Raw genomic sequence first — 24,436 nt, 5'->3', positions numbered from 1 at the left:
AGGCAGCCGCGATGAAAGAACCACAGTCGAAGCCGTCCGACCGACGCTTGCTGCATACCCGCCAGGTCAGCTGCAGCGGATACCTGCGCGACGATGGCCTGATCGATATCGAAGGTCGCCTGTTGGACACCAAACCGCACGACGTGGAAGACGTCTACCGAACCATTCCTGCGGGTGATCCGTTTCACCGGATGCGGGTGGTGATGACAGTCGACAGCGATTTCGTCATCCGCAACCTCTCCGCCTTCACCGACGCGGCGCCGACGCCCTATTGCGCTGGCATCACCACGGCCTATGCGGCGCTGGAGGGAGTAAAGGTCGGGCCTGGATTCAGGAACGTAGTCGCTGAGCGCCTGGGTGGCGATAAAGGCTGTACGCACCTCACCGAACTGCTCGGGCCGATGGCTACCACGCTGTACCAGAGCACCATGCACATGTGGGTCGAAGCGCAACGGCAGAGGGTCGAGTCCGATGCCAGCTACGAGCCGCCCACGCCCTTCGTGATCGGCAGCTGCCACGGCTATCGCACCGATGGCGAGCCAGCCCGGCGACTACAGCAGCGCTGGGGCGAATGGCGGGGAGGGGCGATGACCGCTGCCCCGGATGACAGCCAGCCCCGGTGAGCCCGGACTGACAGCACTCCCACAAGAACAAGATCGGAGTTTTCTCATGTACTTCACTCAAGGGTTGCACCGTCAACTGCAACAGCGTCCTAAGGCGACAGCCATTCGCTGTCAGGGCCATTCGGTCACCTTCGCCCAACTCGGCGATCGCGTCGCCCGCCTGGCTGGCGCGCTGAAGACGCTCGGCGTGGTCAGCGGTGAACGCGTGGCGATGTTGTCGATCAATTCGCAGCGCTATATCGAGTACTACCTGGCGATTCCCTGGGCCGATGCGGTGCTCAATCCCGTGAACATTCGCTGGAGCGTGGAGGAGATCGTCTATTCCCTGGACGATTCGGCAACCTCCGTGCTGATCGTCGACGAAACCTTCAAGGCGCTGGCTGGCCAGATTGCCGAGAAATCCCGAACCATCCGTACACTGATCTATGCCGGCGACGGCGAGACGCCGCCAGGCATGCTCAATTACGAAACGCTGATCGCCGACCATCAGCCAGTCGAAGATGCGCGGCGCGGCGGCGACTCGCTGCTGGGCATCTTCTATACCGGCGGCACCACGGGCTTCCCGAAAGGGGTGATGCTCAGCCACCGCAATATCGCTTTTTCTAGCCTGGCCCTTCTGGCCGGGCTGGACTACGGTTCGCATACCGTCTACCTGCATGCCATGCCGATGTTCCACTTGGCCGACCTGGCGGCGATGAACGTATTGTTCATCAGTGGCGGTATGCATCTGGTGTTGCCGACCTTCAATCCGCTGGAAGCGCTGCTGCTGATCAGCCAGGAAGGGGTCACCGATACGCTGCTGGCGCCGACCATGATCCAGATGCTGCTGGATTGCCGCGACACCAATCCGGCTGCGGCGGAACTCGACCTGAGTTCCGTGCGCGAGATCAGCTACGGCGCATCGCCCATTTCCCCGGCGCTGCTCGACCGGGTCCGCCGGACCATTCCGACCGCCGAGCTGGTCCAGGGCTACGGCATGACCGAACTCGCCCCCGCCGTGGCGGTCCTCGGTGCGCAATACCACTGCCCGGAGCATCAGCTCAGCGGCAAGATGTACTCGGCCGGGCAGCCGGTCAGCTGCGTCGAGGTGCGCATCGTCGACAGCGAGGACCGCGAGGTGCCGCGTGGAGTCGCGGGTGAGATCGTGGTCAAGGGGCCGAACGTGATGCTCGGCTACTGGAACAAGCCGGAAGCGACCGCCGAATCGTTGCGCGGCGGCTGGATGCATACCGGTGACGGCGGTTACATGGACGAGGATGGTTTCATCTACGTCTGCGACCGCATCAAGGACATGATCGTCAGTGGCGGCGAGAACATCTATTCCGCCGAGGTCGAGAACGCTATCGCCAGCCATCCGGCGGTGGTGCAGAGCGCGGTGATCGGCATCCCCAGCGACAAGTGGGGCGAAACGGTGCACGCAGTGATCGTCCTCAAGCCTGGCGCGAGTGCCACCCAGGAAGAGATCGTCGCCCACTGCCGCGAGCGCATCGCCGGCTACAAGTGCCCGCGCAGCCTGGAGTTCCGCGACAGCCTGCCGCTTTCCAGCGTCGGCAAGGTGCTGAAAACCGAACTGCGCAAGCCTTTCTGGGAAAACCGCATACGCGGCGTCGCCTGACCAACCGGGCTGGCCGCAAGCCGCCCCACATCATCCCCAACAACCGCCCCGTGCCTCGCGACAGAGGTGCGGCGGGCAAGATTTGCATCGGCGCTCAGGAGTTGCGAGATGAAAAACCTGCAAGGCAAGACCGCACTGATAACCGGAGCGGGTCGTGGGATCGGCCGTTGCGTGGCCCTGAAGCTGGCCGCCGAGGGCGCCCGTGTGGTGCTCAACGATCTGGACGCGGCCCCAGTCGAGGAGGTTCTGGCGGAAATCCGCGCGGCCGGTGGCGAGGCAATCGCCTGCATCGGCAGCGTTACGGCGGAGGATTTTGCCGAGCGTTTCGTGAACATCGCGGTCGAGCATTTTGGCGGAATCGACATCATCGTGAACAACGCCGGCTACGGCTGGGGGGCGGTGATCCAGAAGGCCACCGACGAGCAGTGGTACGCCATGCTCGACTGCCACATGACGGCGCCATTCCGCATCCTGCGCGCCGCCCAGCCGATTATCAGCGCTGCGGCGAAGAAGGAAGCTGCCGAAGGCCGTGAAGTGTTGCGCAAAGTGGTGAACATCTCGTCCATCCTCGCCGGTGGTGGGCCGGGACAGGTCTGCTACTCGTCGGCCAAGGCAGGTCTGCTTGGCATGACCAAAACCCTGGCCAAGGAATGGGGCCGCCTGAAGGTCAACGTCAACGCCGTTGCTTTCGGAGTCATCGACACTCGCCTGACGCGCATCGAAGCCGGTGCCCAACGCGGCACGGTAATGGTCGACGGCCGCGAGCTGCCGACAGGCCTGAGAAATGGCGAAATCGACGCTCTCACGGCGTTAATCCCGCTGGGCCGCGGCGGCAGTGCCGAAGAAGCAGCAGGCGCGGTGTATCTGCTGTGCGCTCCCGAGTCCGACTATGTTTCCGGGCAGACGCTGGTCTGCAGCGGCGGTTACGGCAACGTATGAGAGGGGGAGCGATCGTCATGCAGAGCAATTACTCCCCCTCATGGATGACCGAAGAAGTCGAGCAATTCGCCGACAGCGTGCGCCGCTTCGTCGTCCAGACCCTGGCGCCGCAGGAAGAGCAGTGGCGCGAGCAACATCATGTCAGCCGCGATGCCTGGCGGGCGATGGGCGAGATGGGGATGATCCTGCCGGACATACCCGCCGAGTACGGTGGCTGCGACGGCACCGCGGCCCATGTGGCGGTGGCGAACCTGGAATTGTTCCGGGGTACCGTCAGCGGCGCCGGAATCATGATGAACCACATTGTTGGCCATTACCTGTTGGCCGATGGAACCGAAGAGCAGAAGCGCACCTGGCTGCCCAGGATCGCCTCCGGCGAGGTCATTTGCTCGCTGGCGATGACCGAGCCGGGCACCGGCTCCGATCTGCAGGCCATCCGCACCCGTGCGCAGCGGCGCGGTGACAGGTACGTCATCAATGGTGCCAAGACCTTCATCAGTAACGGCCAGACCAGCGATGTCGTGCTGGTGGTCGCCAAGACCGACCTGGAAGCCAAGGGCTCCAGGGGCATCTCGCTGTTCATCGTCGATACCCGTACTCCCGGCTTCAAGCGTGGAAAGTGCCTGGAAAAGATCGGCCAGGCCGCGGCCGATACCTCCGAGATGTACTTTGATGACGTCGAGGTTCCCGCCGATTGCCTGCTTGGCGGCGAGGAGGGGAAGGGCTTCTACACGATGATGAAGCAACTGCCCTACGAGCGTGCGCAGATCGCCTTGGTGGCCCTGGCCTCGATGGAGCGCGCCCTGGAGCTGACCCTGGAGTACACCCGCGAGCGCAAGGTATTCGGCAAGCCAGTGCTGGACTTCCAGAACACCCGCTTCGTACTGGCCGATGTGAAGGCCACGGTGCTGGCCTCGCGGACCCTTTGCGACCACATGGTCCAGCAATGGGGCGACGGCCGTCTCGACTCGACGCTCGCCTCGCTGTGCAAGTTCTGGCTCACCGAACGCCAGAGTGAAGTGCTGGACCGTTGCCTGCAGTTCTTCGGTGGCTACGGCTACATGAACGAATACCCCATCGCCCGCATGTGGGCGGATGCCCGCGTGCAGCGCATCTACGGCGGCGCCAACGAGATCCAGCGCGAACTGGTCGGCCGCTCTCTCTGAACCGGGGGCACCCGTGGCGACCTCGGCCGCCCACGGCTCGACAAAAACAAGAATGGAGCTATCGCATGTACATCACCCAGGGGCTGCACCGACACATGCAGCAGCGCCCCAATGAGCGGGCAATTCATTACCAGGGATGCAACATCGGCTTCGCCCAGTTCGGCGAGCGCGTCGCCCGTCTGGCCGGTGCGCTGAAAAAACTGGGCGTAACCAGCGGCGACCGCGTGGCGATGCTTTCGCTCAACTCGCAGCGCTATATCGAGTACTACCTGGCCGCTCCCTGGGCCGACGCGGTGCTCAACCCGGTGAACACCCGCTGGAGTGCGGCGGAAATCGTCTATTCGCTGGACGATTCGGGCACGAGCGTGCTGATCGTCGACGACGCCTTCAAGGAACTCGGCGCCAGGGCGGCCGCCGAATCGAAAAGCGTGCGCACGCTGATATATGCCGGCGACGGCGATACCCCGCAAGGCATGCTCTCGTACGAGACGCTGCTTGCCGATGCGCAACCGGTGGAGGATGTGCGGCGCGGTGGTGATTCGCTACTCGGGATCTTCTACACCGGCGGCACCACGGGTTTCCCGAAGGGCGTGATGCTCAGTCACAACAACGTTGCTTTCTCGGCAATGGCCTCCGTGACCAAGGGTGTGTTCGGTGACGGAGAGCGTTTTCTGCACGCAATGCCGATGTTCCACCTGGCCGACTACTGGGCCATGAACGGCCTGTTTTTCAGCGGCGGCTCGCACATCGTCCTGCCGTCCTTCGTGCCGCAGACGGTGCTGGAAACCATTGCCCGGGAGCGTGTCACCCAGACGCTACTGGCGCCGACCATGATTCAGATGCTGCTGGACTGGCGCGACGGTCACCCGCAAGCAGCTGCGCTCGATCTGAGCTCGCTGTCGATGATTTGCTACGGCGCCTCGCCGATCACCGCTGCATTGCTCGAACGTGCCCGCCAGGCCTTCCCTTCGGCCGAGTTCTTCCAGGGCTACGGCATGACAGAGCTGGCGCCGCTCGCCACGACCCTGCCGGCTGAGCATCACGTCGGCAGCAAGATGTACTCGGCCGGACGGCCTGGAGCATGCGTCGAGGTGCGCATCGTCGACAGCGAGGATCGCGAGGTGCCGCGTGGCTCGCTGGGCGAGATCGTTGTGCGTGGGCCAAACGTAATGCTCGGCTATTGGAACAGGCTGGAGGCCACCGTCGAAGTACTGCGCGACGGCTGGATGCACACCGGCGACGGCGGCTACATGGATGAGGAGGGCTTCGTCTACGTCTGCGACCGACTGAAGGACATGATCATCAGCGGCGGCGAGAACATCTATTCCGCCGAGGTCGAGAACGCCATCGCCAGCCACCCGGCGGTGGCGCAGAGCGCGGTGATCGGCATCCCCAGTGACAGGTGGGGGGAGACGGTGCACGCGGTGATCGTCCTCAAGCCCGGCGCGAGCGCCACCCAGGACGAGATCGTCACCCACTGCCGTGAATGCATCGCCGGCTACAAGGTGCCGCGCAGCCTCGAGTTTCGCGATGCGCTGCCACTGTCCGGTGTTGGCAAGGTGCTGAAAACCGAATTGCGCAAACCGTTCTGGGCAAACCAGAAACGTGGCGTCGCCTGAGTCGAACCCCTTGAGCAACACCGAGGAAAAACCATGAATCAGATTCCTTCCACCGATTTCCAGAGCATCGCTTACGAAAAGCCGGCGCCTCATGTTGCGCGTATCAGCCTCGACCGCGTGGACAAGCGCAACGCCCAGGACACACGCCTGCTCTACGAGCTGAATGCCGCCTTCGATCAAGCCAATGGCGACGACGAGGTGAAGGTGATCATCCTCGCTGCCAAGGGTGAGCATTTCTCGGCCGGGCATGACATCACCGAGGAAAACGCTATCGAGAACATGGCCGAGTTTCAGACGGTTGGCACCTGGTGTGGCTTCGGTTGCTGTACTTCCGGCACTGAAGCGCAGATGACCCGTGAGAAGGAGATCTATATCGGGTTGTCCGAGCGCTGGCGCAACATCGCCAAGCCTACCATCGCCCAGGTGCAGGGCAAGTGCATCGCCGGCGGCCTGATGCTGGTGTGGCCGTGCGACCTGATCGTCGCTGCCGAAGATGCCCTGTTCATGGACAACACCGTCGCCATGGGCATCTGTGGCGCGGAGTACTTCGTTCATCCATGGGAGATGGGGCTGCGCCAGGCCAAGGAATTCCTCTTCACTTCCGGCTGGCTCACTGCCCGGGATGCCTGGCGCATGGGCATGGTCAACCACGTGGTGGCGAAGGAGCAGCTGGAGGATTTCACCCTGGCGCTGGCGATGAACATCGCGCAGAAGCCGATGTTCGCCCTGAAGCTGACCAAGGAGGCGCTGAATGCCGCGCAGGACGCTCAGGGCCGGGTCTCCGCCATGCAGACCGCCTTCGCCCTGCACCAGGTCTGCCACAGCCACAACCTGATGCGCTTCGGCATGCTGGTCGATCCATCCGGGGCGCCGCGCATGACCAGCGCCGCAGCGGCAGCGGGCAGCACCGCCGCGAAGCCGAATGCCAATGACAAGGGCGTGGCCAGGGCCTGACCGGTCAACCAACCGAGAACCACGACAAGCAGACCATCGAGGAATCGATCATGAATTTCCAGGCGATCACCTATGCCCGGGACGGTGCGGTTGCGGTCATTACGCTGAACCAGCCACAGACCCTCAATGCGCTCAACGAAACGATGCTCAACGAAGTACTCGCCGCGCTTGCGGAGGCACGTCGCGACAAGACGGTGCGTGCCTTGCTGCTGATAGGCAGCGGCAGACTGTTCAGCGCCGGAGCTGATCTCGGCGCTCTCACTCAGGCGAACGATCTGGGACTCAGTCGCGGAGAGAACGTCGGCCGGATGATGCATCAGGTGTTCAATCGGGTGACTCGCGAATTGCGCGAAATGCCGGTGCCGGTGCTGGTTGCGCTGAACGGCGGTGTGGCCGGTGGCGCGGTGGGAATTGCCCTGGCGGGCGATGTCATCGTCGCCGCGCGCTCGGCCTATTTCTACCTGCCCTTCGTGACGAAGCTCGGCCTGATTCCCGATCTCGGTGCCACCTGGTTCCTGCAGCGCACCCTGGGTGCGGCGCGAGCGCTGGCGCTGTCCCTCGCCGGCGAACGCTGGTCGGCGGAACAGGCCAGGGACTGGGGAATGCTGCATGCCTGTGTCGATGACGACGCATTGCCTGCGGAGGCGATGAAGATCGCCCGGCAACTGTCCCGACTGCCGGCCAACGGAGTGATCGAGGCGCGCCGGGCATTCGATGCAGCCAGTCGCAACGATCTTTCCAGCCAGCTCGCCTACGAAGCGGAGCGCCAGCGCGAGCTGCTGGACTTGCCGAGCTTCGAGGAAGGCGTCCAGGCGTTTTTCGACAAGCGCGAACCGGCGTTCTCCGGGCGCGGTTGATTTTCGGGTTACCACAAAAACGGCGGCCCGGGTGCCGCCTACAGGAGCAATGTATGGTCATGACATTTTCCGGCAAGGTCGCTCTGGTCACGGGTGCGGCTGGCGGCATCGGGCGAGCGACTGCCCAGGCGTTCGCGGCGCAAGGCCTCAAGGTGGCGGTCAGTGATCTCAACGTCGAAGGGGGCGAAGAGACGGTGAAACTGATCCGCCAGGCGGGAGGCGAGGCGATCTTCATTCGCTGCAACGTCGCAGTCGAAGCCGAAGTGAAGTCGCTGCTGGAACGGACGGTGGCCCAGTACGGGCGCCTCGATTACGCCCTGAACAATGCCGGTGTCGAGCGCGAGAAGGGACGCATGGCCGACAGCAGCGAGGCTGACTTCGACTTCATCATGGATGCCAACGTCAAGGGCGTCTGGCTGTGCATGAAGTACCAGCTTCAGCTGATGCTCGCCCAGGGTGGTGGTGCCATCGTCAATACCGCGTCGATCGCCGGCCTGAAGGGCGTCGGGAAGATGGGCATCTATTCGGCTTCCAAGCACGCGGTGATCGGCCTGACCCGTTCGGCCGCGGTCGAATACGCGAAGAAGGGCATCCGGGTGAATGCCGTATGTCCTGGGGTGATCGAAACGCCCATGTACCAGCAGGTGGCCGGGAACGACCCGCAATTGCCTGAGCGGTGGGCGGCCATGCATCCGCTTGGCAGGTTGGGACGTCCCGAAGAGATCGCCGCCACCGTGCTGTTCCTCTGCAGCGATGGAGCCAGCTTCACCACGGGCCAGGCGCTTGCAGTGGATGGCGGAATCACCGCCTCCTGACGGATGTGGCAACCCGCATATCGGCGAAACCCGCAGGGGAGCCAGCGCTCCCCGCATCTGAAGAGATCATTCGAACCATGACAATTTCGTCTTCCGTTCTTCCGAGCTTCACCAACGCCCTCGACTTCAACGGCAAGACCGTTCTGGTGGTCGGTGGCTCCAGCGGCATCGGCAACGGCATCGCCCAGACGTTCCGCCGCCTCGGCGCGGAGGTGCATGTCTGGGGCACCCGCGCCGCGGCCAGCGACTACAGCCCGGAAGAAGGCTCAGACCTGGAGGGCCTGCATTATGCGCAGGTCGATGTGTCCACCCAGGCTTCCATCGATTCCGCACATCCAGCCTTCGAGCGTCTCGACGTGCTGGTGCTGGCCCAGGGCATCGTCCTCTACAAGCGTGCCGAGTTCGCCATGGACGGCTTCGACAAGGTGGTGCAGGTCAACCTGGCCAGCCAGATGGCCTGTGCGCTGAAGTTCCAGCCGATGCTGCGCGAGAGCCGGGGTGCGCTGGTAACCCTCAGCTCCACCACCGGTTTCCGTTCCGCACGCGGCAATCCGGCCTATTCAGCTTCCAAGCATGCTGTCGTCGGCCTGACCGCCAGCCTGGGCGAGGCCTGGGCTGGCGAGGGCATCCGCGTTAATGGCATCGCTCCCGGGTTGGTCGAGACCAAGCTGACCAAGGTCACCACCGAGGTCCCGGCGCGGCTCGCCGGGGTGCTTGACCGTATCCCGCTCGGCCGTACAGGTCTTCCCGAGGAAATGGCGGGCGCCGTCGTCTTCCTCGCTTCGCCCCTGGCTTCCTACGTCGTCGGACAGACCCTGATCGTCGACGGCGGCCTGACTCTGGCCTGATCCCAATTTTTCCGGAGAACTATCGATGAGCTGGTCTTTTGAAACCGATGCCGAATTCCAGGCGCAACTCGACTGGATCGATGAATTCGTCCGTACCCGTGTCGAGCCGCTCGACCATGTGCTGGATTGCGCCTACGACGTGAAGAATCCGGCCAACATTCGCCTGGTACGGCCGTTACAGCAGGAGGTCAAGGCGCGTGGCCTGTGGGCCTGCCATCTGGGGCCTGAACTGGGCGGACAGGGCTTCGGCCAGGTGAAGCTGGGCCTGATGAACGAGATTCTCGGTCGTTCCGATTTCGCTCCGGTAGTCTTTGGCTGCCAGGCACCGGACAGTGGCAACGCCGAAATTCTCGCCCACTTCGGCACCCCCGAGCAGAAGAAGCGCTGGCTCGAGCCATTGCTGGCCGGCGAGATCGTTTCCTGCTTCTCGATGACCGAGCCGCAGGGTGGCGCTGATCCCCAGGTGTTCACCACCACTGCGGTACGTGACGGTAACGAGTGGGTGATCAACGGCGAGAAATGGTTCTCCTCGAACGCCAGCTTCGCCGATTTCTTCATCGTCATGGCGGTCACCAATCCGGATGCTCCGCTGATTTCCGCCCAGTCGATGTTCATCGTTCCAGCCGGCACGCCTGGACTCGAAATCATCCGCGACGTCGGCTTCGCCTCGGAGAAGGTGGCCACCCATGGCTATCTCCGCTACACGAACGTGCGCGTGCCGGCCGACCACATCCTTGGTGGCGAAGGACAGGCCTTCGTCGTCGCCCAGACCCGCCTGGGGGGCGGCCGCATCCACCATGCGATGCGCACCATCGGTGAATGCAAGGCAATCCTCGATATGACTTGCGAGCGCGTACTGTCGCGGGTGACCAAGGGCGAGCGGCTGGCGAAGAAGCAACTGGTGCAGGAGAAGATCGCCGACAGCTGGATCGAACTGGAGCAGTTCCGCCTGCTGGTCCTGCGCACCGCCTGGCTGATCGACAAGCACCAGGACTACAAGCGGGTGCGCAAGGATATTGCCGCAGTCAAGGCGATGATGCCCAAGGTTCTTCATGACATCGCCGCGCGTGCCCTGCACCTGCATGGCTCGATCGGGGTCTCCAACGAGATGCCGTTCGCGCACAGCGTAATCAACTCTTTCTTCCTCGGCCTCGCCGACGGCCCGACCGAAGTACATAAGGTCACCGTAGCGCGCGAGGTGCTCGCCGGCTATCAACCGACAACCGACCTGTTCCCGTCCTATCACCTGCCGCGTCAGCGCGAAAGAGCTCTCGGCCTGTACGGCGATTCCCTCGAAGACTTGCAGGCAGTGCTGTGACCTATCCGACGCAAGAGGGATGAGTGATGAGTGATCTTGCAAACGGCCTGCGCTGGCAGGCACTAGTGGACATTGAACGGCTGATCGGCTGGATGGATGAGCAGGGGCTGGGTGAGGGCCCCATCGTCGGTGCGCAGTCGCTGGCCGGCGGCACCCAGAATCTGCTGTTGCGTTTTCAGCGTGGCGGGCGCGACTTCGTGTTGCGCCGCCCGCCGCTGCATCCGCGGGTCGATGGCAACAGCACCATGCGCCGCGAGATGCGGGTGCTTGCGGCCCTCAAGGACACCGAGGTGCCGCACGCCGGTTTTATCGCTGGCTGTGAAAGCGTTGAGGTTCTGGGCTCGGCCTTCTACCTCATGGAGCCGGTCGAGGGCTTCAACGCCTGCGCCGAGATGCCGGAACTGCACGCCAGCGATCCTGCCATCCGGCACGCCATGGGTCTGGCATTGGCGGATGGCGCGGCGGCCTTGGGGCGGGTGGATCTGAAGGGTGTGGGTCTAGCCGATCTGGGCAGGCCCGATGGCTTCCTCGAGCGTCAGGTACCGCGTTGGAAGGCGCAGTTGGACGGTTACGTCGAGTATGCCGGGTGGACCGGTACGGCAGCGCTGGGCGATGTGGCGGGTATTGGCCGCTGGCTGGAGGAGAAGCGGCCGAAGTCGTTCCTGCCGGGACTGATGCATGGCGACTACCATCTGGCCAATGTCATGTTCCGCAAGGATGGCCCCTCGCTGGCCGCGGTCGTCGACTGGGAAATGACCACGGCGGGCGACCCGTTGCTCGATCTGGGTTGGATGCTGGCTACCTGGCCGGACGCCAATGGTGTATCCGCTGGACCGGCAGCACCCCAACCCTGGGAGGGCTTCCCCAGGGCCGATGAGTTGGTAGCCCAGTACGCCAAGGGCAGCCAACGAGACCTGGACAATGTGCACTGGTACACCGTGCTGGCCTGCTACAAACTGGGCATAGTTCTGGAAGGTACCCATGCCCGTGCGTGCGCCGGTAAGGCTCCTCGAGCGGTTGGGGAGCAACTGCACGCTGCTGCGCAAAAGCTGTTCGAGCGCGCCGGGCAGTGGATCGCCGGTCGTCCCTAATGGCAGCAGGACGTGCCATCCCGGTCAGGGACTTTTGCGGGAAATCGTTGAAAACGGTCAGGTAGCGTAGGACATCGGTTGCAGCGAGCGCCCTAGATTATGCTTGTGAAATCAGTGGGTTACGAGGTCGGCCACCGGCATGGGGGCACGGGGTCGAGTGTTCGAATCACTCCGTCCCGACCATATTTCTGAAGAGGCTCAAGCACTTAGGTGCTTGAGCCTTTTTCATTTCTGAGGCGTGCGCAAAACTTGCGCAAAATGCGCGCAAAACTCAGCCCGCAATTTCCGCAATATCCAGGTCAGCTTCCACCTCGGACCAGATCACTTCCGAGTAGTCTTTCTGGTAGTTGCGCGTCATATCTTCGCTGGCATGTCCGGCGATCTTCTGCCCGTCCTTACCCGCTCGCTTATAGAGGTGCACCTGCCTTCGTGCCTGCCCGCGAGCTTGATCCATGAGCCGCTAACCCCCCATGAGCACGTCGCGGGACATGCTCGGAAGTCCTGCCCAATGCGATCGAATCGCTGACTATCAGCTCACCAGGGAAGCCAATGCGACAGACCCAACTTCAGAGGTTTTCACCCACCCACAGGTGGGGATGTCCCCCATTTTTTGACACATTAGCCAGGGGTGAATGCGTGGATTGTCCCTTTTCCATTTCCACATTCGGTATGGCGCAGCGGCCGCGAGCCAGCTATTCACCAATAGCAACTAGCCATGATCCAGGGACCAGGAGGCAAGTATGAAGTTATGCATGACACGCAATTCAGTATCTTGAATAACAAAGAAATTATTTCTGGTACGACCTTTGCTGAAGCCTCATCTGTCGGGCAAATCGCCATTAGTGGCGCCAAGCCGTATAGCTGGATCGAGGTCAAGGCACATGAAAAAACCTCTCCTGATCAATCCCTGGCATGCTTTCATGCCGTCCGCCGCCATCACTACATTATTCAGCCTGGGGGTGCTCTCGGTTCAGGCAGTCCCTCTCGACGACAACAGCCCGCCGCCGCCGACTGATCCATCCGCCTTCACCGACCAACCGGCCAATCCGACCCAGGCCCTGCTCGATCTCTTTACCCTGCCGCACGCCAACGAGGGTGCGCTGGAGCTTCCCAACGGCGGATGGGGCGACCGCACCACCCCCAATGCCGAAAACGTGCTGCCACCAGCTCTGCAGACGTCGGCCAGGTATCCCACCAACGGCAAGCCCAGCCCGCTTTTCGGCGCACAACCGTTTACCCAGCAGTTGCTGCTGTTCGAGGAGTTCGGCATGGAGCGGCCAGATCCAACGCTGCCGCCGCCGGAGCTGAGCTTCCCGCTTCCCAGCCTGGGGCCGGCACCATCACAGGACCCCAATTCCGTGGCCCGCAGCAGCCCGGCCGGAAGCGACCTGGAAGCCTTCCTCAGGCAACCGGGGCTGCACCCCTTTCCGACCCAGTATTCCAACGTGCTGGACCGCAACCCGTGGAAGGCGCAGATCGAGATGTTCCTCAACCGCCACCCGGTCGGCTCCCCGGCAGAAGGTCGGCCGCCGGGAAAAGGCTGGTCGCATCAGCGCTGGAACGAGTTCTACCCGCAGGCGGTATTCAAGACCGCCCAGGTCGGTGCGCGTATCAACTGGGGCCTGCGTGACCGCAAGCAGCTGCACAACTATGCGGTCGGCGAGTTCGCTCCGGGGGGGCTGTACCACCAGACCTCCGACATTCCGACCACGCTGGGCACCACCAAGGGCATCGACGTCCGCTTCCATCCAAACATGCCGGTGCAGAACCACAAGTCGCTGTGGACCTTCGACGGCACTCTCCCGCCCAAGCTGTTGATGGCGCGCCATGGCCAGCCGCTCCTGATGCGCCACTACAACGCGCTGCCGATCGACCCCGCGGCCAACGGCGGATTCGGCCTGCATACCCTATCGACCCACGAGCACAACGGCCACAACCCGGCGGAAAGCGATGGCTATACCAATGCCTATTTCTTCCCCGGCCAGTACTACGACTATCGCTGGCCGATGCAACTGGCCGGCTACGACACCATCAACACCCGCGCCGAAGACCCGCGCGCCGCCTTTCCCTGCTCGCCGGGCGAAACCCTGTTCGTCAACGACGCTTCGCCAGGGCTGAAAACCTGCGAGAACGGCAGCATCAAGATCCGCGGCGACTGGCGGGAAACCATGAGTACCCACTGGTTCCACGACCACATGCTGGATTTCACGGCGCCGAACGTCTACAAGGGCAACGCCGTGATGATGAACTACTACAGCGCCATAGATCGCGGCAACGAGGCGTTCGACGACGGCGTCAACCTGCGCTTCCCCAGTGGTTCGGCATTGCCCTGGGGCAACCGCGACTACGACGTCAACCTGGTGATAGCCGACAAGGCCTGGGATGCCAACGGCCAGCTGTGGTTCAACCCGTTCAATACCGACGGCTTCCTCGGTGACCAGATCCTGGTCAACTGGCAATACCAGCCCACACTCAAGGTCCGCGCGCGCAGCTACCGTTTCCGCCTGCTGAACGGCTCGATATCGCGCTATTTCAAAATCGCCGTGGTGCGTGAAGTTGCCGGCAATGGCGGCGAGTTCAGAGGTCCGCCGGGCTCCAACGTGTCGTATGAGCGGGTGCCGTTCCACATGATCGCCAACGACGGCAACATCATGGAACATGCCGTGCCGTTCGACGGCAGCATGGACCTCGATGGCAACGGCAACCAGCAGGAACACAAAGGCATCCTGCCGGTGCAGGCCATCGCCGAGCGCTACGACATCATCATCAACTTCGCCAAACACGGGATCAGCGTCGGCGACAAGCTGTATTTCGTGAACCTGATGGAGCACAAGTCCGGCAAGGGGCCGGAGGAATCCATCCCGCTGGCTGACGTGCTGTCCGAGGAATACAAGGCGGTGATCAAGCAGACCAGCAAGGGACCCGAGTGGGACGACGGCGACCCGGTGGTCGGCAAGTTCCTGCAACTGGTGGTCCACCCTTACAGCGGCGAGGACCTGAGCATGGACCCGGTCGCCTACGAGCCGGCCAAACCGGGCAAGCCGGCGGGACTGAAGATGATTCCGCTGCCGATCGATCGTGACTCGGCCGCCGACAAGGCCAAATTGCGCGAAGCGCGTCACCGCGAGTTCCTCTTCGGCCGTTCCGACGGTACCGACACCTCGCCCTGGACCATCAAGACCGATGGCGGATTCGGTTACAGCATGGACCCGCGGCGCATTACGGCGGCGGTGCAGTTGTCCAGCCAGGCTACCGATGCAGGCTTCAGCGGCGACGGCACCCTGGAAGTGTGGAAGCTGGAGAACGGCGGCAACGGCTGGAGCCACCCGGTGCACGTGCACTTCGAGGAAGGCGTGGTGCTCAGCCGCGATGGCAAGGCTCCGCCGGAATGGGAGAAATGGGCACGCAAGGACGTGTTCCGCATCGGCCCGGAAGAGGACAGTTCGCAAGAGGTGGAAGTGGCTATCCGCTTCCGCGAGTTCGCCGGAACCTATATGGAGCACTGCCACAACACCCAGCATGAGGACACCTCGATGCTGCTGCGCTGGGACCTGGAGCATCCGGGCCAGTTCCAGGTGATGCCGACCCCGCTGCCGGGTTGGGATGGCGTGGAATACGTGGCTTCGGTGGGTCTGCCGACCTTCCGTACGCAAGGCCAGAACAACGACGACGATGACCCGACGAACCAGCCGCCAGTGGCGGCCGATGACAGCGCCGCGACCATGGCCGGCCAGTCGATCACCCTCAACGTGCTGGCCAACGACATCGACCCGGATGGCAACATGCCGCTGACCATAACCGGCCTCACCCAGCCGGACTCCGGCCACGGCTCGGTCAGTACCGACGGCAACATGATCGTCTACAACCCGCCGGCCAGTGTCCCGGCCGCGTTCGTCGCCAGCTTCAACTACACGGCACGTGACGCCAAGGGCGCCGACTCGCTCGCCCCTGCGACGGTCAACATCGCGGTGAGCCCGGTCGACGAGGAGCCCCCGGCCAACCAGCCGCCGGTCGCCGTCAACGACAGTGCCACGACCGTAGCCGGCCAGCCGATCACCCTCAACGTGCTGGCCAACGACACCGACCCGGATGGCAACATGCCGCTGACCATAACCGGCCTCACCCAGCCGGCCACTGGTCACGGCACCGTCAGTACCGACGGCAACATGATCATCTACAACCCGCCGGCCAGTGTCCCGGCCGCGTTCGTCGCCAGCTTCAACTACACGGCACGTGACGCCAAGGGCGCCGAATCGCTCGCCCCTGCGACGGTCGACATCGCGGTGAGCCCGGCAGTGGCGCTGGACCAGATCCAGGTCACCAGCGCTACGGTGACTGCGCGTAGCGGCAATCGCTACACCTGGGATCTGGTCGGTACCACCACGGTGTCCAGCGGTAACAGCATCAGCGTGACGGTGGCGACCTCCAACGGCCCGCTGTCCCTGGGGACGGCCACGCTATCGACGCTGACCAGCGCCGGCACCGCCCGCTGGCATCTGTCGGCGACCACCACCGGTAGTGGTCCGGCCAGCCCGGCGACAGCGACCGTGACCTCGTTGCTGGGCCAGAGCGTGACGGTGCCGATTACCAGCAAGTGAGTGCGCATGACACGAAGGGCCGCTGCGGCCCTTCGTGGGCGACACCAACCAATCAGCGAGGGCTACATGATGTCCAGGTCATGGCGTGTTCTGCTCGTGCTGTCGTTGATCGTCGGCAGCCTGTCGTTCTGGCCCATCCAGCTCCGGCAGGCTGCGACCGAGCAGGCTGGGGCTGATGACACGGCGAGCCCCTGGGGCGCCAACTATTTCCCCAACGTTCCGCTGGTCACCCAGGACGGCAAGAAGGTCCGTTTCTTCGACGACCTGATCAAGGACAAGGTCGTTGCCATCAACTTCATCTTCACCGGCTGTGGCGATTCCTGCCCGGTGGAAACCGCGCGCTTGCGCCAAGTGCAGAAAATCCTCGGCGACCGTGTCGGCAAGGACATTTACTTCTATTCGATCAGCATCGACCCCTACAACGACACCCCCGCCACGCTGAAGAGCTACGCCGAAAAATTCGGTATCGGCCCCGGTTGGGAGTTGCTCACCGGAGACCCCGACGACATCGAACTGCTGCGTCGCAGCCTGGGCCTCTACATCGAAGGTTTGGAAAACGGCCGCTCCAAGGATCACAACCTCAGCCTGATCATCGGCAACCAGACCACTGGCCGCTGGATGAAAGCCTCTCCCTTCGAAAGCCCCTACATCCTTGCCGATCGCCTGGGCAACAGCCTGCACAACTGGAAGCAGGCCAGCGCCATGACCCATGACTACGCCCATGCACCCGAACTCCGCGCGCCCAGTACCGGCGAGCAGATCTATCGCACCCGCTGCTCATCCTGCCACGCCTTGGGCAAAACCGAGCCAGGCGGGCAACGGGGCATCGGCCCCAACCTGCTGGGCGTGACCCGGCAACGCGATGTCGCCTGGCTGAGCCGCTGGCTGAAGGAGCCTGACCAGATGCTGGCGGAGAAAGACCCGCTGGCCATGCTGCTGTTCGAGCAGTACAACCGCCTGCCGATGCCCAATCTGCGTCTGGGCGATGCCGAGGTCAGTGCCCTGATCGACTACATGGAAGAGGAAACCGCACGCCTGCAGGGCCCCATGGCGGTTAGCCGCCAATGATCGCAATGCAGGCGAAACGATGAATGGCCGGGCCGACGGTGAACAGCTATTCAACGTCCGCTCCTGGCCGGTTGGCGAGCGGCGCTATGGCTGGCCCACCCTTGTCCTTCCTCACATGGAGGACAAGCCATGGCCACCACTACCACCTACGGCCATCAACCGTGGAACAAGGGAAAGCCAGCCGGACAGAAAGCACCGCTCTGGCTCAGAGACATTTGGGCCATCCGGGCAAGACTCCAGATTGCGGACAGAGCCCGGGATCTTGCTCCATTCGACTCACCTGGCACTGAGACGAGGCAATGAGTGCTCCGGAGCGGAGCTCGCTCCAAAGCACTCTTGCATCTCAGGCGTGAAGCAATGTATCGAGGCGGCCCTTGTCAACGAGGCTTGCCAGATCATCAAAACCGCCGATATGAACATCACCAACAAAGATCTGCGGAACGGTTCTGCGCTGGGACCGCTGCATCATTTCCGCTAGATGTCGGGGTGATTCTTCAACGTTGATTTCGTAAGGGATGACCCCCTTGCTCGATAGCAGCCGCTTGGCGCTCACGCAGTAAGGGCAGTGCGCGGTGGTGTAGATAGTCACTTGGGTCATGGCGGTTACCCTCCTAGTGTGCCGACGGTGGGAAGTCGATATCGGTAGTGGCGATGTTGTTCAGGTAGTTGGTCAGGGTTAACAGCGTGACCTGTGCCACCACCTCCACGATCTTGCTATCGGTAATACCGGCTTCACGCGCTGCGGCAATCTGGTCGTCACCCAACTGGCCGCGGCTTTCGGTGATCTGACGCGCCAGGGCGGCGACGGCGCTGAGCGAGCCGGTACGTGCCTGACTGATATCCTCGTCGCTCAAACCCGCCTTGGCGCCAAAGAAAGCGTGCGCGGCCAGGCAGTAATCACAACCGTTGATTTCCGAAGCCGCGAGGGCAACGACTTCACGTTCAGCGGCGCTCAGTGAGCTTTTACCCAGTGCTTGAGCAAGGCCCAGGTAACCATTCAGTGCAGCGGGAGAGTGGGCCAGGGTCTTGAATGCGTTGGGTATGAATCCGATACCTTTCTGAATGCCTTCAAGGGCAGCGCGCGAGCCGACAGGGGCCTGGTCCAGCGAGAGAGCAGCGATACGAGTCATGGTGATTCTCCGGTAGGTTGATAACCGCTTGATGAACAAGCTTGGGATCAATACTAGGGAGACAGGTTTTTCTTTCGGATTCAGATCGTCGAACTTATGCAACAGATCGTCCAAATGTGAGCGCGACATGGACCGACTATCCACACTGATCAAGCACTTCAACCTGCATGCCTCCACGTTTCACCAGGGTGGGTTTTGCGGCACAACCCACCTGCATGGGCAGCACAGCTATGGCCACGCACATCTGCTGCGTTCGGGCCGCCTGGCCTTCAAAGACAAGCGCGGCCAGCTCATTGAACTGACGGAACCCAGCCTGATACTGGCAGCGCGCCCGCAGGAACATCAGTTGCTGGCGACTGAAGCGGATGAAGCGGAGTTGGTGTGTGCAACCTTGCAATTCGATGGCGGAGCCAACAATCCGCTGACCCTGGCGTTGCCGGAATTCATCATCAAGCCGCTGCACGAATTGCAGGGCGTCAATGGCACCCTCGACTGGCTGTTTGAAGAAGCCGTCAGTGACGAGTGTGGTCGGGATGTCATCCTCAATCGTTTGTTCGAGCTGATGGTGATTCAGCTGCTTCGCCACCTTATCGTCAGCCGTAGTATTGCGTCAGGGATGATGGCCGGGCTGGCTCACGCTCAGCTGTCCCGCGCGCTCGTGGGTATTCACAACGAACCACGGCACAACTGGTCCGTGGCGGAATTGGCTGACCGCTCGGGTATGTCGCGCGCGAGCTTTGCTGCGCACTTTCGCAAGATCGTCGGCATTACTCCTGCGGATTACCTGACGAACTGGCGAATCAGTCTGACGCAGAAGCGCTTGCGGGAAGGTCGCCCCATCGCCCTGATTGCCGATGAGGTCGGTTACGAAAGTCCGTCTGCGTTGGCGCGTACCTTTCGACGCAAGGTTGGGGCAAGTCCGAAGGAATGGCTGCAGCAGAATGCAACATGATACCTGGCCGACAGCTGTGCCGGTTGCGGCAACAAGCGCTGGCCTGCGCCCCGTCTGGAGACACTTACAAGTGCTCACGGAGAAAATCGACGAACGCCATCGTCCGTGCCGAACGTCTTCGTTCACGACTGAACACGGCGCTGACCGGTAGCGCCGTGGTCTGGTAATCGTCCATCACGCTACGCACTCTGCCTTGCTCCACGTCTGCTGCGAATAGCCATTCCGGAGAAAGCGAAATGCCCAGGCCGCAGAGGACCATTTCGCGAATGGCCTCACTGCTGTTGCTGGTGACGTTGCCCTTGATGACAACATCGAGTGCTTCTGCACGGCGTGTGAAGTGCCAACTGTCGTAGTGCTCCAGCAATGTGAAACCAATGCAGTTGTGGCCTACCAGGTCACCCGGCCCGCGTGGCAGGCCGTGTCGATCCAGATAGGCCGGCGCGGCATACACCCGCCGCGTGCTGGTGCCCAGGGACACGGCCACCAGTCCCTCGCTCTTCACCACCCCGATCCGGATAGTCAGATCGATGTTTTCCATGAGCAGGTCTTCGTTGTGATCGTTCAGCCGCAGGTCAATCCGCACTTCGGGATAGCGCTGCAAAAAAGTCCCGATCAGAGGCGCTATGCACAACCGCCCGTAGCTGACCGGTGCGGCGACTCGCAGAGGGCCGGCGATTTGCTCCTGGCCGCTGGCAAAGCTGCGCGTGGCTGTTTCAAGGTGGCCGAGAATTTCCTGGCAGTGGCTGTAGAAGCGTTGCCCCTGGTCGGTCAGGGCCAGGTGCCGGGTACTGCGGGCAAACACGGGCCCGCCCAGATACTGCTCCAGCGCGCGGACCTGCTTGCTCACCGCAGGCTGCCCCACGTTCAGCTCTCGAGCTACCGCAGAAAACGACCCGCGTTCCACGACGCGTACGAAGATGCGCATGCTGTCGAACAGGTCCATCGTAATTAGGCCTCTTGGGGGAATAAGTAATATGCAAATTTAGTTTCTTATCGGAATGAACAAGGCGGAGCAACCTGTAAGCGTCCACTCCAGCGAGGTTCCAGATCATGAATCACAAGATGCTTGCCGCTATCGCCGAGTCTGCCCAGGCGCCGCTGGCCGTACGCCACATCGCTCGCCCTGTTCCCGCCAAAGGGCAGGTCCTGGTCAGGGTTCACGCCGCAGGGGTCAACCCTCTCGATACCAAGATCGCCACCGGTGCAGGCGCTCATGCCCGCCAGGCGCTGCCGGCAGTGCTCGGCCTGGATCTCGCCGGCACGGTCGTCGAACTGGGCGAGGCGGTTGAGGGTTTCACTCCTGGGCAGGAGGTCTTCGGCATGGCCGGTGGGATCGGCGGCGCCCAGGGCACCATGGCCGAGTACATTGCCGTGGATGCCAGGCTGATCGCATCAAAGCCGCACGCACTGAGCATGCGTGAGGCGGCCGCATTGCCCTTGGTATTCATCACCGCGTGGGAAGGCCTGGTCGATCGCGCCAATGTCCATGCAGGCCTGCGTGTGCTGATTCACGGTGGCGCAGGAGGTGTCGGTCAGGTGGCTGTTCAACTGGCCAAGGCTCGCGGCGCCGACGTTTACGCCACCGGTTCGGCAGCGAGTCTCGACTTCATTCGCTCGCTGGGCGCTACGCCAATCGATTATCAGACGCAGAGCGTAGAGGCCTATGTCGAGCAGCACACGGCCGGGGAAGGCTTCGACATCGTCTATGACACCGTGGGCGGCAGCACACTGGATGCGTCATTCAAGGCCGTCAAGCCTTACACCGGACACGTACTGAGCTGCCTCGGTTGGGGCCAGCACAGCCTCGCGCCGCTGTCATTCAAAAGTGCCACCTACTCAGGCGTGTTCACCCTGGCGCCGTTGCTCACAGGCAAGGGGCGCGAACACCACGGGGCTATCTTGCGTGAGGCGGCTGCACTGGCAGATGCCGGGCAACTGACGATCCGTGTGGATCAGCAGCACTTTGTACTGGATGAAGTCAACGAGGCGTTCCGTCAGGTCGCGGAAGGCCGTGGCATGGGCAAGACGGTCATCCAGTTGGTGAGCGAATAGTCCCCGATACTCCTTCAGCCAGAGAATATAGCCAGTCACGACCGGCAGAAATCGACCCCGAGCTGCCGGTGGGGACTGGCTGTAACCGGCCAAGGGCATCAAGGCCCGGTCAGGCCACGCAGTCACAAGCGGCCGTATTTGCGCTGGCTTGTTCGGAGTTCCCGAAGGTGTATGTACTGTCGTTTGATATCAATTTGAAGTTACGGTGCTGACCAGGGTTTTTCAGGATTCGGAACAAGTCGTTGAGATACAAAAGTGATTTCGTATCGCCGGTGGCTTGTTACCGTACTGAGCTTTCCAGGAGCAAATATCGGAATGTACTTAATTCCAACTGGTTCTAACTTCCTTGCACATATTCTCCTTACGCTGTAAGGACTCCTCGTCTAGACCTTCAACTCGCGCCGGTGCCCGATAAGGTCAGCATTGGCCAGTGAGAAATCGGGCGTATTTCCGATCTGGGGAACTCCTGCGAACAATAGGGCTACCGGCAGTACATCTGCTGTTCGCCCAGCAACACTTGCCAAGCAATGGGTGTTGCTCACGCAGCAGGATCGGCCCAGGGAATGCCTGTAAGCCGCGAGTTACGGGCACGAGGGTGGTGGCACAAAGACTGCAATTCCCGGATTGAACGCAACAAGCGCTGCGCAGGGCAGGGCTATTGGAATCTCGGGAAATCAAGTGCACGCAGTCGATTACGTGGTGCGAAAACAGGATGAGGCGGTAAGCGGGGAGACATTGCCCCATTCGCTTGTGGGGGGACCCTCGGTGGGTGTCCAGGCGTCGGAAATCGCCGTGGAACTGAGGGCTGTCACCAAGGTGTATGAGAACGTCCGCAAGGGCACGTCGCGCAATGCGGTGGAGCGTATTGACCTGGCTGTTCGACGCGGCGAAGTCCTTTGCCTCATGGGCACGTCAGGCAGCGGCAAGTCCACGCTCCTGCGCCACATCAACCGTCTGATAGAGCCCAGCAGCGGCGAAGTCCTGATCGACGGCAAGGCCATCAGCGACCTGTCCGCCCCGGCGTTGCGGGAGCTGCGCTCGCGGCGCATCGGCATGGTGTTCCAGAACTTCGGCTTGCTTCCCCATCGTTGCGTGCGTGACAACGTTGCCTTGCCGTTGGAGCTGAGGGGGGAAGCGGAGGCGTCCCGACATGCGGCCGCCGAACTCCAGCTGCAGGCTGTGGGGCTGGGCGAATGGGGTGACCACTTCCCCCACGAATTGTCTGGCGGCATGCAGCAGCGGGTGGGACTTGCCCGTGCCCTGGTGACCGAGCCGGACATTCTGCTGATGGATGAGCCGTTCAGTGCGCTGGACCCGACGATCCGCCGTGAATTGCAGGCGCATTTCCTCAGGCTTGTTCGTGAGCGCGGCATCACCACCGTGCTGGTCACCCATGACCCTGCAGAGGCGCTGCGCCTGGGGGATCGCATCGCAGTTCTGCGCGGTGGCAGGCTGGTCCAGGTCGGTTCGCCCAAGGAGCTACTCGAGCATCCGGCTGATGCCGGCGTCGCCGACTTCTTCAGCGACAGTCCACGGCCGGAGCTGGCTCTGGCGAAGCCTGCACCGCCAGCGGACATTGCGGCAGATTCCACGGCTGTTCAGGCCCCCGGGGCGACCTGGGTGACGCGTCTGCTGCTGGGACCGGCAGCCTTCGCTGCCGGCGGTCGCAACGGTCTGTTCTGGCTGGCGTCATTGTTCGAACTGGCGGCACTCGCCCTGCTGGGCTACGGCCTGCAGTCCGCTGGCAGCCTGACGCTGCTGGCCGGCATCTTCCTGCTGGTGGCCAGCCGTGCCGGCGTTGTCTGGCGGTCGGGCCGCGCCGGCAAGGCCACTGGGCATTCCTGGGTATTGCCACTGGTCTTGCTGCTTGCCGCCCAGGCGCTGACCTTCTGGCGCGCCGCCATGCCGGATGCGCTGGGCCCCTTGCTGCAGTTCCCCGCCGACAGGGAAAGCATGCTGGCGGTCGCAGGTGCCATCGACCGGCTGATCGCCTGGTCCCAGGTGACCTTCGAGGCCGCCTTCGTCGGCGTCATCGTCGTGGTGCGGAGCGTCATCGAAGGACTGGAAGGGGCGCTGGGCTGGTTGCCCTGGCCGGTGCCGGCGCTGGCCCTGGTGTATGTGGCCTGGCGTTCGGCGGGACTGGCTCTGGCCCTGGTCAGCGCCCTGGCTCTGGCCTACGTCGGGCTGTTCGGTTTCTGGGAACGTACGTTGTCGACGGTCGCCCTGGTGGGTTCATCGGTATTGCTGTCACTGCTGATCGGCATTCCGACGGGCATCCTGCTGGCCAAGCGCGCCCTGGCCCGGCGCCTGGTGACCCCGCTGCTGGACGTCATGCAGACGCTGCCGACCTTCGTCTACCTGATTCCGGCGGTGGCGTTCTTCTCCGTGGGCAAGACCCCGGCGGTGATCGCCACCGTGGTTTTCGCCCTGGCGCCGATGATCCGGCTTACCGCTCTGGGCATCCAGGAAGTGCCCAAGGCCGCAGTGGAAGCGGCTGTGGCCCATGGTGCGACGCCCTGGCAGACCCTGACCCGCGTCGAGTTGCCGCTGGCGGCGGGGTCCCTCCTGCTGGGTATCAACCAGACCATCGTCATGAGCCTGTCGATGGTCGTGGTTGCGGCGCTGATCGGTGCGGGCGGCCTCGGCTACGACGTCATGACCGCGCTGCGCAACATCAAGGCTGGCGAAGGTGTGCTCGCCGGTATTGCCATCGTCTTCTGTGCCCTGATTCCCGACCGGATCCTCCAGGCATCCCTGCGTAAACGTCATCGAATCATTAACCAAGAGTGAG

At 62.7% G+C, this 24,436-nt stretch carries 19 protein-coding genes and 2 pseudogenes; 17 read left to right on the top strand and 4 right to left on the bottom strand.

Annotation, left to right across the window (positions count from 1 at the left end; translation table 11 throughout):
- Positions 1-11 precede the first annotated feature (11 nt).
- From ACFW0B_RS10955 to ACFW0B_RS10905, 11 genes are all read left to right on the top strand, one after another.
- Complete coding sequence (locus tag ACFW0B_RS10955) at positions 12-623, top strand: DUF2889 domain-containing protein (RefSeq protein WP_449147964.1); 612 nt, start codon at positions 12-14, stop codon at positions 621-623.
- Positions 624-669: 46 nt separating this feature from the next.
- A complete protein-coding gene (locus ACFW0B_RS10950; RefSeq protein WP_449147962.1) occupies positions 670-2,238 on the top strand; it encodes a long-chain-fatty-acid--CoA ligase in 1,569 nt (522 codons plus the stop codon).
- Between the two features lie 108 nt (positions 2,239-2,346).
- Positions 2,347-3,177, top strand: coding sequence for an SDR family NAD(P)-dependent oxidoreductase (locus ACFW0B_RS10945; protein WP_449147960.1), 831 nt, complete (start codon positions 2,347-2,349; stop codon positions 3,175-3,177).
- A gap of 17 nt (positions 3,178-3,194) precedes the next feature.
- The gene (locus ACFW0B_RS10940; protein ID WP_449147958.1) at positions 3,195-4,343 is read left to right on the top strand and encodes an acyl-CoA dehydrogenase family protein; all 1,149 of its coding nucleotides are present in this window, start codon (positions 3,195-3,197) and stop codon (positions 4,341-4,343) included.
- Between the two features lie 65 nt (positions 4,344-4,408).
- The gene (locus tag ACFW0B_RS10935) at positions 4,409-5,962 is read left to right on the top strand and encodes a long-chain-fatty-acid--CoA ligase (protein ID WP_449147956.1); all 1,554 of its coding nucleotides are present in this window, start codon (positions 4,409-4,411) and stop codon (positions 5,960-5,962) included.
- Between the two features lie 33 nt (positions 5,963-5,995).
- Entirely contained in the window at positions 5,996-6,916 is a 921-nt protein-coding gene (locus tag ACFW0B_RS10930; protein ID WP_449147954.1) for an enoyl-CoA hydratase, read from the top strand.
- Positions 6,917-6,966: 50 nt separating this feature from the next.
- Positions 6,967-7,773, top strand: coding sequence for an enoyl-CoA hydratase-related protein (locus ACFW0B_RS10925; protein WP_449147952.1), 807 nt, complete (start codon positions 6,967-6,969; stop codon positions 7,771-7,773).
- Between the two features lie 53 nt (positions 7,774-7,826).
- Positions 7,827-8,588, top strand: a complete 762-nt coding sequence (locus ACFW0B_RS10920; protein WP_449147950.1) for an SDR family oxidoreductase — start codon at positions 7,827-7,829, stop codon at positions 8,586-8,588.
- Between the two features lie 77 nt (positions 8,589-8,665).
- Positions 8,666-9,436: an SDR family NAD(P)-dependent oxidoreductase gene (locus tag ACFW0B_RS10915; RefSeq protein ID WP_449147948.1), complete on the top strand. Its 771-nt coding sequence runs from the start codon at positions 8,666-8,668 to the stop codon at positions 9,434-9,436.
- 25 nt (positions 9,437-9,461) lie between these two features.
- Positions 9,462-10,754: an acyl-CoA dehydrogenase family protein gene (locus ACFW0B_RS10910; RefSeq protein WP_449147946.1), complete on the top strand. Its 1,293-nt coding sequence runs from the start codon at positions 9,462-9,464 to the stop codon at positions 10,752-10,754.
- 26 nt (positions 10,755-10,780) lie between these two features.
- A complete protein-coding gene (locus ACFW0B_RS10905; RefSeq protein ID WP_449147944.1) occupies positions 10,781-11,845 on the top strand; it encodes a phosphotransferase family protein in 1,065 nt (354 codons plus the stop codon).
- 271 nt (positions 11,846-12,116) lie between these two features.
- Here ACFW0B_RS10905 and ACFW0B_RS10900 read toward each other — a convergent pair.
- Positions 12,117-12,266 (bottom strand): annotated as a pseudogene (locus ACFW0B_RS10900) (integrase); the annotation flags it as partial.
- 499 nt (positions 12,267-12,765) lie between these two features.
- Here ACFW0B_RS10900 and ACFW0B_RS10895 point away from each other — a divergent pair.
- The 3 genes and pseudogenes from ACFW0B_RS10895 to ACFW0B_RS10885 form a co-directional block, all read left to right on the top strand.
- Complete coding sequence (locus ACFW0B_RS10895; protein ID WP_449148038.1) at positions 12,766-16,443, top strand: Ig-like domain-containing protein; 3,678 nt, start codon at positions 12,766-12,768, stop codon at positions 16,441-16,443.
- Positions 16,444-16,512: 69 nt separating this feature from the next.
- A complete protein-coding gene (locus ACFW0B_RS10890; protein WP_449148036.1) occupies positions 16,513-17,511 on the top strand; it encodes an SCO family protein in 999 nt (332 codons plus the stop codon).
- Positions 17,512-17,640: 129 nt separating this feature from the next.
- Positions 17,641-17,787: pseudogene (locus ACFW0B_RS10885) on the top strand (integrase); the annotation flags it as partial.
- Positions 17,788-17,854: 67 nt separating this feature from the next.
- Here ACFW0B_RS10885 and grxC read toward each other — a convergent pair.
- Both grxC and ACFW0B_RS10875 read right to left on the bottom strand, forming a co-directional pair.
- Positions 17,855-18,109, bottom strand: coding sequence for a glutaredoxin 3 (gene grxC / locus ACFW0B_RS10880; protein ID WP_449147942.1), 255 nt, complete (start codon positions 18,107-18,109; stop codon positions 17,855-17,857).
- 13 nt (positions 18,110-18,122) lie between these two features.
- The gene (locus ACFW0B_RS10875) at positions 18,123-18,641 is read right to left on the bottom strand and encodes a carboxymuconolactone decarboxylase family protein (RefSeq protein WP_449148034.1); all 519 of its coding nucleotides are present in this window, start codon (positions 18,639-18,641) and stop codon (positions 18,123-18,125) included.
- A gap of 127 nt (positions 18,642-18,768) precedes the next feature.
- On the opposite strand from ACFW0B_RS10875, the gene ACFW0B_RS10870 reads away from it, so the two are divergent.
- A complete protein-coding gene (locus ACFW0B_RS10870; RefSeq protein ID WP_449147940.1) occupies positions 18,769-19,593 on the top strand; it encodes an AraC family transcriptional regulator in 825 nt (274 codons plus the stop codon).
- A 64-nt stretch (positions 19,594-19,657) separates the two neighbouring features.
- Here ACFW0B_RS10870 and ACFW0B_RS10865 read toward each other — a convergent pair whose 3' ends face one another.
- Positions 19,658-20,536 carry a LysR family transcriptional regulator gene (locus tag ACFW0B_RS10865; RefSeq protein ID WP_449147938.1) on the bottom strand — a complete coding sequence of 293 codons (879 nt, stop codon included), beginning with the start codon at positions 20,534-20,536 and terminating at the stop codon, positions 19,658-19,660.
- A 107-nt stretch (positions 20,537-20,643) separates the two neighbouring features.
- Here ACFW0B_RS10865 and ACFW0B_RS10860 point away from each other — a divergent pair, with 107 nt between their 5' ends.
- Positions 20,644-21,645 carry a zinc-dependent alcohol dehydrogenase family protein gene (locus ACFW0B_RS10860; RefSeq protein WP_449147936.1) on the top strand — a complete coding sequence of 334 codons (1,002 nt, stop codon included), beginning with the start codon at positions 20,644-20,646 and terminating at the stop codon, positions 21,643-21,645.
- 792 nt (positions 21,646-22,437) lie between these two features.
- On the top strand, positions 22,438-24,435 hold the full coding sequence (locus ACFW0B_RS10855; protein WP_449147934.1) for an ATP-binding cassette domain-containing protein: 1,998 nt from the start codon (positions 22,438-22,440) through the stop codon (positions 24,433-24,435).
- Position 24,436 lies beyond the last annotated feature (1 nt).

The sequence above is a fragment of the Metapseudomonas phytobenefica genome (genome assembly GCF_043392685.1).
Classification (GTDB): domain Bacteria; phylum Pseudomonadota; class Gammaproteobacteria; order Pseudomonadales; family Pseudomonadaceae; genus Metapseudomonas.
Note: the sequence above shows the minus strand (reverse complement) of the source record. Positions and strands in the feature narration are given on the sequence as shown.